Genomic DNA, 12,952 nt, shown 5'->3' with positions numbered 1-12,952 from the left:
GATCACCCCGCTCTGCGGTCGAGGAGGACGTCCTCCCATGTGGCATACGCGGTCAGGACGTCGCCCCACGTATCGAATCCGGTCAGAATGTCCTGCCATGTGCGGCCTGCACTGTCACCGACTGCGGTGGTGTTGGGCAGGTCGGCCTCCATCAGGGGCAGCGTCCAGACCCGCCACGATTCGCTGGCCAGGGCGACCACGCGCGCTTCGGTGGCTTGGGCGACAGTGACGTACATGTCGGTGACGCCCATGCCTGGTGCGGCCTGCCACAGCAGCACGTTCCCCGAGTCGAGCAGCCAGTGCAGTGCTGCCCGCTCGTCGTCGCTGCGTGTCCAGAACGACAGATCGCCTTCGAGGCCGCCGCGTACACCGCTGAGAACGACGGCGTTACGGCGGCCCTTGACGCGGTAGACGGACTGCTCGATGGGCCGTGTCCAGTCCGGCGCTTTCTCCACCAGCACCTTCACGTTGCGCTGCGGGTGCCCAGGGTCCTTCAGCCAGGCCTCGTTCATGTCTCCGACGGGGATGGTCACAGCGTCTGAGTTGCGGGTCGCCGGGGTGGTGGCGCCGTCGGGCCACAGCTCTATGCGGTACGACACCGAGACGCCGAGGGGCGCCTCGTAGTCCTCGATGATGACCAGGTCGGAGGTGATGAGTGTCTTGTCGAGGAGGCCGGCCGGGCCGCGGACGAGAGCGCGGCTTCCGTCGGCGCCCACCCGGTAGACGGTGAGGTAGTCCCCGACCGTGAGCTCCCGCAGCATCAGAGTGATCGATGCCGATTCTTCGATCACGGTGACGGCGGTCAGGGGCTGGGCCTGCCACAGGGCGGGCGTGTCGATGTACAGGGCGCTGTTGGTGGCGCCTGCGGTGAGGGTGAGTTCGATGGCCGCTTGGGTGGCCGTCGCGGGCACGGCCGCGTCGGTGGTCATCTGGTACCAGTTGGCACCCGGGAACGAATACGTGCTGCCGCCGGTTGTGCCGAGGTCGGCGTTGGCGGCGTCGTACCAGCGGACCTTGAGGTTGATGGTCCATGAGCCCGCGCCGAGCTTGGTGATGATCTGTGCTCGGTAGCTGGTGCCCACGCCTCCGGGGGCCGCGAACTTCGCCGACCGCAGCGTGCTGGCTGTTGCTGTCGTCGACGAGACGGCGAGGGAGTAGGCGCCCTCCCAGAACGCGGTCCCCCACGGAGTGGAGCGGCCGATGACGGCTACTCCCGTCGGACGCGTCCACCCGGCGACGCCCTGCTCGAACGACCCGTCGGCATAGGGGAGGATCGTGCCCGCCTGAAGGACGGGGGCGACCGTGACGACGGCGTCCTCCACCCGCAAAACCTGGCCGCCCGAGGCGCCGTTGATTCCGGTGGCGATGCTGCACGTCGCGGCGTTGGCAGGGGCGATAGCCGAGGCACGCTGCCGGTACCAGCCGCTGCCCGGCGAAGGCTGAGCCAGCGACGAGCGGGTTGCAGCGACCTGGTTGCCGTTGACGTCGTAGTACCGCAGCTCCACCCACGTGTCCGCCGCCAACGTGGGCGGGTTGAGGTAGGCGTAGGCCTGATAGTCGGTGCCCGGCGTCACCGCCGGCCTGTCGGTGGATACCGCGGCCGCGTTGCCCGCCCCGGTCGCCGTGATGGCGATCGTGTGGCCGCCGACCAGGTAATTGTCGACAGACCAGGACACGGCAGGCACCTGCCGTGTTACCGCCGCGTTGACCTCCGGGACCCACCCCGAGGCGTCGATCTCTGCGCTTTCGGTGTTGAACGCGAAGAGATTGCCCACGGTGCGGATCGGGAGTCCGAGGTAGACGTTCTCCCAGTACTGGTTGACCAGCCCTGCCGCCGGAGTCGACGACAGCAGCACCTGCGCCTGCGCCGTCCCGGCCGGGGCCATCCCGGCCACGCCCACCCTGTGCCATGACGACCAGGCGGACGCCGTATACAGCGACCAGGTCACTGAGATTTCGGTGCCGGTGGCTGTGAGCCAGCGGATTCCGATCCGTTCCACGACCGTGCCCGCGGCGTCGGCGAACGTCTGGTAGACGGTGCCGGCGGTGACGGGGTAGGAGGAGACGGTGCGGGCTTGCATCTCCCCGGCCGCCACCGACTTGACTACCAGGCAGCCGTCACCGACCCGGCCTCCGGTGCCCTTAGCAAGCGTGCAGTTGAGCTTCGGAGTCCAGCCCGAGGTGTTGGGGTCGACTTCTGATGTGGTCGCCGACAGGAGGTTCCCGGGGATCGCCACAGGTCACCTCCTGCCCGCGCGCACAGTGGTGGTGAGGGCAGAGAAGGTCTGCTGCACCTCACCTCGGACGTGGCCGAGGAACTCGCCGCTGTCGAGGCTGAGTGTCCCGGTGAACTCCCCTCCCCCGCCGCCGCCACTCGCTGACAGGGCGATCCGCGACAGGGCGTTGGCCTGCGTCGAGGTGAACACCGGCTCGGGGCGGCCGGTGCCGTTGTAGGCGAGGTTGAGGCCGGGCTGAAGGTAGCCGCCCTGGTCGTACCAGTGCGGGCTCCTGGACAGCCATTTCGAGTAGGCCCGTGCCGGGCTGCCGTAGTCCGGACGGCCCTTGATGTACCCGAGTCCCCACCGGATCTGCGTCTTGTAGTTGGTGAGGTAGTCGGCGCCAGCGGACCGCATCTTTGATGCTGGGAGCGATTGCGGGATGCCGTAGGCGCCTGAGCTGCGGTTAAGAGCGTCCCAGCGCCAGTTGGACTCACCGGTCCACAGCTTCTTCAGCGGCCCGAACTGCGAGGGCCCCCACCCGTAGCGGTGCAGGATCGACTTGGCGTACTGCTGGGCGGCACCGACTGCAGCGCCAGGGAATCCCTTGCCTCCCCCGCCGGTGAGGAACGGCATCGGATCGACAGGCCTACCACCGCGTCGCGCCTCCAGGTGGAGGTGCGGGCCTGTGGTGTTACCGGTCGCACCGACCTCGCCGATCGTCATGCCGCGGTTCACGTGCTTGTGGAGCTTGGTGAGGATCGCTGACATGTGGGCGTAGAAGCTGGACAGTCCTCCGCCGTGATCGATCTGGACATGCTTGCCGTAAGGGCCGCCGGAGGCGACCTGGGAGACGGTGCCGTCGCTGACTGCCCGGATCGGGGTGCCGGTTGCGGCGGGGAAGTCGAGGCCGGTGTGGCGGCCGGAGGACCACATGCTGCCGCGCACGCCGAAGCGAGTGCCGTATTTGGCGTTGACGGGCTTGAGCCATTCGCCTCCGCCGCCACCGGCGAACATCGACGACACCGCGTTGACGATTTTGTCCTTGAGGCCGGTCACCATCTTGACCGGGATCTTTGCGACGGCTTTACCCATGGGTGCCGCACCGACGCCCCTGGCGACTTTGCCGAGGATGGGCTTGACGAGCTTCGACCACACCTTGGAGGGGTGGGCGATCAGGTCGGCGCCGGTCTTCGCCCAGTCGATGCCCTTGCCGACGATGTCGCTGGTGGTGTCCTTCGTCCAGTCCCATGCGTCGCCGATCGGCCCGAGGAACCCACCCTTCGCCATGAGCTTGGTGCCCGCTGCGGCATGCAGAGCTCGCGCCCGGTTGCGGTACTTCGGATCCGTCGGGATCACGAACTCGGGGAAGCGGCTGTTCCCCTCGCCGACGATCGCCGTCGGCTTGTTGACCTTCATCGGGCGGGCAGAACCGAAGCCGTCGCCGACAGTGCCACCACGAGCCAGAAGCTTCGGCGCGTCGGGGAGCTCGGGGAGGTGCACGAACTTGGCGACCTTGTCCCAGACGGCCTTGATACCACGCGTGTACACCCACTTGATCACGAAGTTCACGGGGGCAGCCGTGATCTTCTTGATCTGCCCGAAGGCCGTACCGATCGCGTCCTTCGCCTTACCGAAGGCGACACCGACAAGGCGAACGGCGGCTTTTATCTTGTCGAACGCAGGCTTAAGCCCCTTGCTGTAGAGCCACGACGCGCGGTCAGCGATCCACCCGAACGTCGGCTTGATCGCGGACCGGTACAGCCATGACGCCACGCTGCCGATGCCACGGAACGCCGGCCCCAGCGCGGTCCTCCAAAGCCACTTCCCCACGCCGCCCACGAACCGGAACGAAGCGGCAATGCCGTCCATGGCGGGCTTCAGCGCCACCCGGTACAACCAGCGGCCCGCAGCGCCAATCCCGTCAAACGCAGGCTTGACTGCCTTCTCGTACAGCCACTTCGCGAGAGCCCCGATGCCGCGGAACGCCGGCCCCAGAGCCGTCCGCCACAACCACGTGCCCACCGCGGCCAGCACTCGGAAGGCAATCACCACGGGGGCGACCAACACCACCACGATGACCGCCGCGAGGATGCGGGCCGCCAAGCCGATGCCCTGGAAGGCGGGCGCGAGGATCGTCCGCCACAACCATGTCGCCCAGCGGCCCACCGCCTGCGCGGCAGCGACGATCCCGTCGAACACCGGCTTCAGGAAGCCGTTCCAGGCAGTGGATGCCGCGGTCTGGATCCCGGACCATGCCGCCTGGACGATCTGGCGGAACCAGCCGAAGTGCTTGTAGGCGTAGACCACGGCTGCGACGAGCGCGACGATCCCAACGATCACGAGCGTGATCGGGTTGGCGTCCATCACCAGGTTCAGCGCGAACATGGCGAGCGTCCACAGGCGGGTCGCGATGTAGGCGAGGTACATGCCCTGGATCAGCCACGGCAGCGTCGTCGCGATCGACGCCAGCCCGCGGGCCAGCGCGCCGAGGATCTGCAGGATGGGCCCGGACAGTGGCTCCAGGGCTCGGGCGACCTGGTAGAACGCCGAACTGATGTCACCGATCGCAGCGGCCACGATGGGCCCCTGAGTCGCCGAGTAGGCCAGGAACCGTTCGAAGGCGGGCGAGCCCTTGAGGCCGGTCCCCCAGGCGGCGAAACGGCCGGTGATCCGCTGCATCGTCGCCGAGATGGAGTCCATGTGCGGCAGGAAGGCCTGCACGATGCCGCCCATGCCCTTGAACAGGTTCGCGAAAGCGACACCCATACCGATAATCGCCGGTTTCACGGCGCCAGCGAGGTCGGTCTTGAACTCTTTCCAGCCCTCCGACTTGAACCCGCGAGACGCCCGGTCCTGCAGCTCACCGATCGCTTCCGCAGCCGCCTTCACGAACGGCGTCAGGCCGGGCAGGCTGTTCTTCAGCCCGTTCAACGCCCGCGTGAAGATCGGCATCACAGTGGGCTGCAGCGCCTCCGACCACGCCTTGAACGCAGTTCGCAGCAACAGGAACGCGTCGAAAGTCTTCCGCGCCGACGGCGTCAGCTTGTCCAACGCCGCCTTGTACTTAGCCTGAGCGACGGCAGCCTGATCCACGCCCCCGGCTGCAGACTGCGACGCGGAGGCAACCTGACGTTGGGCAGAGGCGATCGAGTCAGCCGCCGATTCTTGCGCGGAGACCAACGCCTCCTGGGCACGTGCAACCGAACGGGCGCCGTCTTCCTGAACCCGCGTGACGTTCCGCTGGCTCTCGGCGACCTTCTCCTGCGCCTGCGCTATCGCCTGCTGGTTCTGAACCTGCGTGAGCGCAGCCTCCTGCTGCGCCTTCGCCAACCCCGACTGCTGAGCGACGACATCGCGCTGCGCCGCGGCCAGCCGCTCCTGCGCGGAGCGGACCGTGTCAGAACCCTCAACGCCCGCCTTATCAGCGCGCGCCTTCTCCGTCTTCAGGTTCTTCGTCTCCGCCTGCTGCTCCCGGAGCCGCTGAACCGCCTGGTCATAGGCAAGCTGAGCGCGCTGCTGCTCCAGCAGACTCGCCTTCGACCCGGCGGCCTGCGTGGCCAGCAGGCGAGTACGCGCCTCCTGCACCGACAGCGCGGCATCCCGCTCGGACAGCTGGGCATTCGTCAGGCGGTTCGACAGGTCCTCCAGCTCAACTGCCGCGTCCCGGCGGGCCTGGGTCAGATCGAGCTGCGCCTGCCGGGCCGTGTGCTGAGCGTCGACGAGGGACTGCTCGGCCTGAGTTACGCGCTCGTTCGCCGACTGCATGCGGTCAGCGGCCTGCTGGCAGGCGTCCGCGAGATCCTGGCGGGCCTGCTTAACCTGCCTGGCGGCGCTGACGTTGTTCTCCGCCGCCGTCCGCACCGCGTCGGTGACACCTTGCTCCGCCTGCCTGATGGCGCGCGCCGCATTGCGGTGTGCGGATGCCAGGGCCTGCTGCGCACCCGCCATCTGCAAGGCCTTCGAGGCGCCCTGCCCGGCAGCCTGGCCGCCCTTGATCGATGCAGTGGCTGCAGCGTCCTGAGCGGCCTTCTGCGCCTGCAGGGCGCCGGCCATGCCGACGAACGCCGGGATGGCAACAGCCGCGAGCGCACCGACACCGACGCCAGCAGTGACCGCCGCCGCGGCGATGGCACCCATGCCCGCGGCCAGGATCGGGATGGCAGGGATCGCCGCTACCGACCCGAGGGCCACCGTCAACTGAAAGATCCCGCTCAGTGCCTGCGTGTTACTGACGTTGAAGCGGATCGTCTTCCGCTCGTCGACCGCGGCGATCGCAGCTCGCACAGCGGCCAACTGCGACAGGGCGGAGGCGGTGTCCGCCCTCACCTGCACGTTCGGGTGCTTGGCGCCGAGACGCGTCAGGTCCGCCTCGATCTGCTTGATCTCGGCCTTCGCTGCAGCTGCGTCGATATCGATGCCGATGCGCTTGTTCGACAGGCGCTCCATGCGGGCGCGCAACTCCTGGAGCTCGGCGTCCGCCTCCGAGGTGTTGGCGTCGATCTGGAGCTTCGGCAGCGACCGGAACGCCGCTTCGAGGCGAGTCTTCAGCGCGCGGGAGAAGGCCCCGGCGGTCTCGTCACCGCCGCGCACTGCCGCAGGGCGCGCGTTGCGGCCTCCCTGGGTGACGCCGTCGCGGATCGCGTCCCGCAGGGCAGAGGTGATGCGGGCAGCGATCTGCTGCCCGATCTGCTCACCGATCCGCAGCCCGACATCGCCGACCTGCGCCTGCATCGCCGGGCCGAACGAGCGACCAGCCGCGTTGCCCGCATCCTCACCGGCACGCGTCGCCGCCGGGACAAGCCCGGAACGGAGCCGGCTGTAGATCCCTTGAGTGTTCGGGATGACATCGACTTCGACACTGCCGACCTGGATCGCCACGAGGAGGCCTCCCCCTCACAGCGCTACGCAGCGCCCCCGTTGATCAGTTGGAAGAGACGCTCGCGGGCCGCATCGGTAATCTTCGGTTTGGGTTTGCGCGGCTTCGCGCCAGGCCTCGCGGTGGGTTCGGGCGGTTCCGGCCGGTCCCGTTTGTGCTCGACGTTCGAGCAGACCGTCACGTACTCCAGCCGTTTCACCGCGTCGAGTACCGAAGCGGTGAGCTGCTCCAGCTGCGACCAGCGGCCCCGTTCCGGCTCACCGTTCTCGGCCTGCTCGGCAAGTTCCTCGTCGGTGAGCTCGTTACGCAGCGCGGTCATCGTGGACGACTCGGGCGGCAGGTGCTGGATCAGGACCCGCAGTTGCCGCCACGTCATCTGTCCGCGGTGCACGTCGAGCACGTCACGCCGGTAGTAGCGCCAGAGGTCGGCTTCTACCGCTTCCGCGTGCGCCTCGTAGACCTGTTGGGTCCACGCGATTTTCCCTGGCTCTCGCCCGACCTGGCCATGGCGTCCTCGACGAAGGCTTCGAACTCGTCGTTTGTCGGGTCGACTTCGAAATAGAGCTCGAGGTCTTCGGGATGGACGATGGCCTCGGCGAAGGCCTCGAACAGCCCCTGGCGGAGATAGCTCTGCCAGGACTGCCGCCAGGCGCCGGGCGGCACCACGCGGATTTCCTCGTCAGCGAGGAGGGCCGTCACGAAGTGGCCTTCCGCCTCGGCTTCCTGCGCTGCCGCCGCGTCATCGTCTTCGAAATCCTCTTCCGGCTCGGTTTCCCGAGCGGCCGGCGCGGCCTGGCGGGGCGGTCGGGCGGTGGTCTTCTTGCGGGCGGCGGTCCTGGCGTTGGCTGCCATGGCGCGGGCCTCCTTCATCTACGGCGCGGGCAAGGGGGTACAGAGGTGGACGGGCCAGGCCCGCGCCGGCTGGCATAGCGGCCCGTCCACCAGTCGAAGGGGTCAGGAGCCGGTGTACTCAGGCGTCGCCGGGACCTTGTCGCTGTGGTAGACCGTGTTGCCTTCGGCGTCCGGGTAGGCGGTGACCGTGATCTCGTAGGCGCTCATTTCATCCTGCTTGAACGTCACATCGGACCGATCGCTCACTTCGCCCTGGGGCACGTAGAACCCCTTGGCCGTGTCTCCGTCCATGACCAGGAACCACCAGGCGCGACGGTCCGGCACCGGGCTCGCGGTCTCCGCGAAGCTCGTGATGCCGCCCACGGGCTCAAGCTCCCCGGCGGGAAGCCGATACATGATGCTCTGGACAGCGACGCGTGCTGTCTCCCAGAGCGTCACCTTGAATGTCCTGACGGACTTCGTGATCTGCGTGCGGAACGGGCTCGTGAGACCCCACGGCGTGAACTCCTGGCTGTCCTCGTCGAAGCCATAGGTGAGACCGTCGTCCGAGATGGCGCCGAGCGGCTCCCACGGGGCGACCGGCTGGACCAGCGGCGAGGCGGGCGCCGTGGTGCCGGTATCGGCCGTCCAGCCTCCCCCGTTGGCGCCGATGACGGTGAGATCCGCGGCGCGGGTGATGTTGACCATCGTTGTCTCCAGACATGCGTGAAGCCCGCGCACGGGCGGGATCAAGGGTCCGGCGCGGGCCCGCAAACGGTCAGGAGACCGGGTGGCTGTACATCTGGTAGGTGGCGCCGACACGGCGCAGGGAGGTGTTCTCATACGGCCTGGCCGCAGGGCGGGTGACCGTCGAGACCGACCCAACGACCGCCGTCTCCGTGGCCGTGCCGCGCAGCCCCGTCAGCAGCAGGCCATGTACACGAGCGGCAAGCGCCACGGCTTCCTGCCGGGTGGAGGCGTAGGTGTTGATGTCGACGAGGGCACGGTCGAGACGGAACCCGTCATCACCACCACCCACCACCTCCACCTGCACCGTGGGCAGTTCATCGAGCAGATAGTTGTCCAGCTCGTCACGCACCAGCGCATCAGCGGCCAGACGAGCCTGCAACCAGCCGATGACCAGCAGTTCAACGTCGACAGACCCCACAGAGGCCATCAGCGACCACCTGCCTGCGCGGCCCGCAAAAGCACGTGATGAGCCGGGGTGCGTTCCGATCCGTACTCCACCCAGCGCGCGTAGTAGGACGTGTTGCTGACGGTGGCGATAGCACGATCCCGGCGCCGGCCACCCCGCAACGTGCTGGTCACATGGAAGCTCGACTTGTAGTGGCCGGGATGCGGATCTCCGGGCCCGCCGACGGGAGCAATCGACTCCGCCACCGACTTGATGAGTTCGGCGCGGCGCACCATCTCAACACGGACCATCTCAGAACGCAGTACCTGCCCTACGCCCCTCCGGGACATCTTGAACCGAGCAGCAGCCATCACCCCTCCTCAGCCCGTAACCCGGTCCGCAGCGAACTGCACGGGCCCGCGGGTTCCGGTGAACGGACTCCGGCCCCAGTCGCCCGGCTCGCCAGTGATTTCACAGGTATCGCCGCGAATCCGTACTCGGTCCGTCGTCCGCCAGTCGCTACCTGACGGGGCGTACACGGTGAACCCGACAATGACGGTGTCGCGGGCCTGCTGCTCGTCCCCACCGACCTGCGGTGCTGACTGGCGGGGGGCCACGACGCAGCCCTGCACCGGGTACTCCAGGAGCGGGCCGGGAATGGGCTGGCCCCGCGGGTCACGCCCCGGCGACGGCCCCATCCTCAGGCGCACAACGGTCTCCCCATACGGGTAGGGGCCAGGCATCAGGTGTACCCCCAGCCCGGCTCGAACTCGTCGGCGAACCCGGCATCATCCATCGGCCACGTCGGCGACGGATCCGCCGCCTCCGGTGTCGGATCGACCGTGAAAGCGCCACCCCTGCCGGCGAGCGATTTGAGCGCGGACTTGTCGGCCTTCGTCAGATACAGGCCGCCCGAACCCGTCGGACGCTGCACCGACATAGGGCCGATCGTCTCGTAAGAGACTTGCTGCGGGTTCACGTAGGCGCGGCCCGCCACCGACAGTACGACGGCTTCGGCGCCCTCCGGGAGGGGCTTCACCACGGTCTGGCAGAGGTTGATGGCCTGCCGGATCAGCAGTGCCGCCCGGTCCCCGCCGATCTCGTCCAGGCCCAGGTAGAGGGCCAGATCCACAGCGGTCGGGGTCTCGAACGCCACGATGCGCCTCCTAGACGGCCAGGGACTCCACCGCACGGCACCAGCCGCGAAGGTCGTCAGTCGGGTCCAGCTCGGCAGACCGGGCCTTGGCGCGCTTCGACGCAAGCCGGTACTCGGCAGGCGTCGCGAGCTTTCGCAGGACCGCCTCGTAGCCGTCGATGTCGGCGCGGTCCACGAAGATCCCGGCCTCGCCCAGCGACTCGGTGAGGCCCGGCGTCGGGTGAGCCACGACGGGAATGCCCGAGGCGAGAGCCTCGCAGCCGACCCGTCCCCACGACTCGTAGGAGGACGGCATGAGCAGGATCCGGGTGCGGGCATAGACCTTTTTTTGCATCTGTTGCCCGTCGATGTGCTCGATGATCTCGACGTTCGGCAGCTCTGGGAGGATCTGCTGCCCGTAGGCACCGCGCACCGCCAGGAACTGCTGATCCGGCATCCGTTCCGCGAGGGCGGCGAGCACCTTGCCGCCCTTCTCCGAATTGCAGTTGACCAGCGTGATTGCCTTGCCCGGCTTCGTCGCATACTCGTCGGCGAACACCGGCGGCCGCACGATCAGGCTGGCCTCGGGGCGGATGGACTTCGGGTACTCCGCGAAGAACAGTTCCGCCTCCGCCTGCATCCACTGGCTGTTGTAGACCGCAAGCGCGGTCCCGCCTGCCGCGGCATCCCGGAAAGTGGGCCGGTGCGTGTTGTGACAGAGCACCACCAGGCGTTTGCCATAGCCGCGGGCCAGGGACGCCGTAGACGGGACCGTCTCCAGATGCGCCAACAACACGTCCGCCCGCCGCACCGCCGACGGGAAGTCGAGCCGCGACTCCAGCGGGATCACCTTGATGCCCCGGTACTCGTACTCGGTGTGAGCCTTGCCGTAGCGGGACAGCCACACAGTCACGTCATGCCCGCGGTCCACCAGGGGCCGCAGCATCGACACGAGCATGTGCTCGGCCCCCGCATTGTGCTCCGGTGGAAATGCGTGCACCCTCGCGACGATCTGCAGCGGCTTGGCCGTCCCGCCCGGCGCGGAAGCCGGGACGGCCCTGCTCACGAGCCGCTCGGCGTGCCGGTGTACTTGACGAACGCGTCCGAGTCGCCCTGCACGTAGCCGTAGTAGGCCTCCGCGAGCAGGAGAACCAGGTTCTCCTGGAACGCGGAGTGCACGCCGCCTTCCTCGTCGATATAGGTGGCCTCCTTGGAGATCCGCACGGTGATGTCCATGCCCACACCGAAGGCGGCCTGGGACCAGTCGCCGCCGATCGCCCGCAGGCCCGTGTCCGTCGAGGCGGACTGGCGGCGCTGCTTGCCCGACACCGAGCGGGAGTAGGCGAGCGGCTGGCCGATCAGCGTGCCCGCCGCCGCCATGTCCGTTCCCGGGGTCTGCGTGTCCACCAGGATCGGACGGCCCGTGGTGTCCGTCGCCAGGAGGAGTTCCGGCTTCAGCCGGTAGTCGGCGACGGTGCCGGTGTAGTCCCAGTCCTCGTCGATGACCTCCTTCATGCCCTTGACGAGGTCAGCCCAGATGCCGCCCTGGCCCTGCACCGTGGTGCCGAGCGCGACACTCTGCGAAGTCATAGCGAGGTAGTCGGTGAAGGGGCCGGTGGCGCCCTTCATGGTCTTGCCGTGGATCGCCGCGTGGTCGAAGGCCCGCGCGAACGCCGTCGGCAGATCCGTCTGGAGTTGCGTCCACAGCCCGCCGGAGTTGGTCATAACGACCTCTTCGGCGACCGGAATAAGGACGGCGAGCTTCTTCGCCGTCATCTGCTTCACACCGACCGACGAGGTCGACAGGGGCTTCTTCGCCGCCTGCCCGACCCAGTCGGCGGTCGGCACGTCCATCGGGATCGGCACCGACGTTGTCGCGTCGACCGCCAGCGGGGCGCGACGCGCGAGCGCCATCACCGCCGACGACTCAACGGACTTCTCGAAGATGGGCCCGGCCAGAGTCCGCGGCAAGAGCGCATCGTTGACATCGGAGATCTGCAGGGGGGCGGTGACCGCCATGGTGTCCTTCTTTCAGCAGCTACTTGACCTTGAGCTGCGGTTTCAGCCACCCGGCGAACTCGTCGCCCGGAGTGGGGGGCCTGGACTTGTTGGCACCGGACGCCTGAGTGCGATCCGGCGCGGGACGCCGCGGGCCCTCCTGGGGCTGGCTCTTCGCCCAGTGCGGCTTGCGCTCCAACAGCGCCTGAAGGTCGACCTCGATGGCCACCTCGTCGATGTCGCCATCACCGTCGATGTACGAGTCGAGATCGAGCTCGCCGAACGCATCAGCCGGATCGGCAAATGCAGCCCGGCCCTCGGTGGCGGTGCCGGCGAGAGCCTGCACCTGACTCCGGACCAGCCGTTGCCGCGTCTTCGCGATCTGCTCTTGCGCAGCAGTGAGCTGCTCATTGAGGCGCTCGGACTCAGAGAGCTCCGCGTCCTTGCGCTTCTTCAGCTCGGCGAGCAGAGGCTCCTGCTCCTTCAAGCGCTTGCGGAGGTTCGCGGCCTCCGAGTTCGCCTTCCGGATCTTCGCCTCAGCCTGCTTCCGGTCGAACGGCTTCTCGTCACTGCCGGTCTCCGCCTCCTGGGCGTCCTCCACGGTTTCGGCGCCGCTGCTCTCCTCGGTCGCCGTCTCCTCGACGGTCTCCTCGGTGCCGGACTCCTGCTGCTCGCTGCTCTGCTCGGTCTCTTCAGGCATGACGGATCGGCCCTCCGGGGGCTGTGGAAATGAGAAAGGCCGCCACCAGGGCGACCAG

At 68.1% G+C, this 12,952-nt stretch carries 11 protein-coding genes; all 11 read right to left on the bottom strand.

From position 1 onward, the window contains the following. Nucleotides 1-2: 2 nt before the first annotated feature. The gene (locus tag ACFYO9_RS34105; protein ID WP_388666953.1) at nt 3-2,237 is read right to left on the bottom strand and encodes a hypothetical protein; all 2,235 of its coding nucleotides are present in this window, start codon (nt 2,235-2,237) and stop codon (nt 3-5) included. A 3-nt stretch (nt 2,238-2,240) separates the two neighbouring features. Next, entirely contained in the window at nt 2,241-7,097 is a 4,857-nt protein-coding gene (locus ACFYO9_RS34100) for a peptidoglycan DD-metalloendopeptidase family protein (protein WP_388666950.1), read from the bottom strand. A gap of 23 nt (nt 7,098-7,120) precedes the next feature. Further along, the gene (locus ACFYO9_RS34095) at nt 7,121-7,495 is read right to left on the bottom strand and encodes a hypothetical protein (protein ID WP_388666948.1); all 375 of its coding nucleotides are present in this window, start codon (nt 7,493-7,495) and stop codon (nt 7,121-7,123) included. A gap of 32 nt (nt 7,496-7,527) precedes the next feature. Continuing rightward, a complete protein-coding gene (locus ACFYO9_RS34090) occupies nt 7,528-7,947 on the bottom strand; it encodes a hypothetical protein (protein WP_388666945.1) in 420 nt (139 codons plus the stop codon). A 102-nt stretch (nt 7,948-8,049) separates the two neighbouring features. Then, on the bottom strand, nt 8,050-8,634 hold the full coding sequence (locus tag ACFYO9_RS34085; protein WP_388666942.1) for a phage tail protein: 585 nt from the start codon (nt 8,632-8,634) through the stop codon (nt 8,050-8,052). A gap of 70 nt (nt 8,635-8,704) precedes the next feature. After that, nucleotides 8,705-9,103 (bottom strand): hypothetical protein, encoded by a 399-nt coding sequence (locus ACFYO9_RS34080; RefSeq protein WP_388666939.1) that lies wholly within the window; start codon nt 9,101-9,103, stop codon nt 8,705-8,707. Continuing rightward, nucleotides 9,103-9,372, bottom strand: a complete 270-nt coding sequence (locus ACFYO9_RS34075) for an HK97 gp10 family phage protein (protein WP_388666937.1) — start codon at nt 9,370-9,372, stop codon at nt 9,103-9,105. The genes ACFYO9_RS34080 and ACFYO9_RS34075 overlap by 1 nt, the downstream gene beginning before the upstream one ends. 431 nt (nt 9,373-9,803) lie before the next feature. Beyond that, nucleotides 9,804-10,217 (bottom strand): hypothetical protein, encoded by a 414-nt coding sequence (locus ACFYO9_RS34070; protein WP_388666934.1) that lies wholly within the window; start codon nt 10,215-10,217, stop codon nt 9,804-9,806. Nucleotides 10,218-10,227: 10 nt separating this feature from the next. Further along, nucleotides 10,228-11,262: a glycosyltransferase family 4 protein gene (locus tag ACFYO9_RS34065; RefSeq protein ID WP_388666931.1), complete on the bottom strand. Its 1,035-nt coding sequence runs from the start codon at nt 11,260-11,262 to the stop codon at nt 10,228-10,230. After that, nucleotides 11,259-12,215 carry a phage major capsid protein gene (locus tag ACFYO9_RS34060; RefSeq protein WP_388666928.1) on the bottom strand — a complete coding sequence of 319 codons (957 nt, stop codon included), beginning with the start codon at nt 12,213-12,215 and terminating at the stop codon, nt 11,259-11,261. Before ACFYO9_RS34060 ends, ACFYO9_RS34065 begins: the two co-directional genes overlap by 4 nt. A 19-nt stretch (nt 12,216-12,234) precedes the next feature. Next, a complete protein-coding gene (locus tag ACFYO9_RS34055; protein WP_388666925.1) occupies nt 12,235-12,894 on the bottom strand; it encodes a hypothetical protein in 660 nt (219 codons plus the stop codon). Nucleotides 12,895-12,952 lie beyond the last annotated feature (58 nt).

Origin of the sequence: Streptomyces sp. NPDC005863 (assembly GCF_042871345.1) — a bacterium.
In the GTDB taxonomy this organism is placed as follows: Bacteria; Actinomycetota; Actinomycetes; order Streptomycetales; family Streptomycetaceae; genus Streptomyces.
The sequence above is the reverse complement of the archived record's forward strand: the minus strand, read 5'-3'. Positions and strand labels throughout refer to the sequence as shown.

Coding starts and splice junctions, on each gene's coding strand:
- ACFYO9_RS34085 (WP_388666942.1), bottom strand. CDS start 8,634: ATGGTCAACATCACCCGCGCCGCGGATCTCACCGTCATCGGCGCCAAC.
- ACFYO9_RS34055 (WP_388666925.1), bottom strand. CDS start 12,894: ATGCCTGAAGAGACCGAGCAGAGCAGCGAGCAGCAGGAGTCCGGCACC.
- ACFYO9_RS34090 (WP_388666945.1), bottom strand. CDS start 7,947: ATGGCAGCCAACGCCAGGACCGCCGCCCGCAAGAAGACCACCGCCCGA.
- ACFYO9_RS34060 (WP_388666928.1), bottom strand. CDS start 12,215: ATGGCGGTCACCGCCCCCCTGCAGATCTCCGATGTCAACGATGCGCTC.
- ACFYO9_RS34080 (WP_388666939.1), bottom strand. CDS start 9,103: ATGGCCTCTGTGGGGTCTGTCGACGTTGAACTGCTGGTCATCGGCTGG.
- ACFYO9_RS34075 (WP_388666937.1), bottom strand. CDS start 9,372: ATGGTCCGTGTTGAGATGGTGCGCCGCGCCGAACTCATCAAGTCGGTG.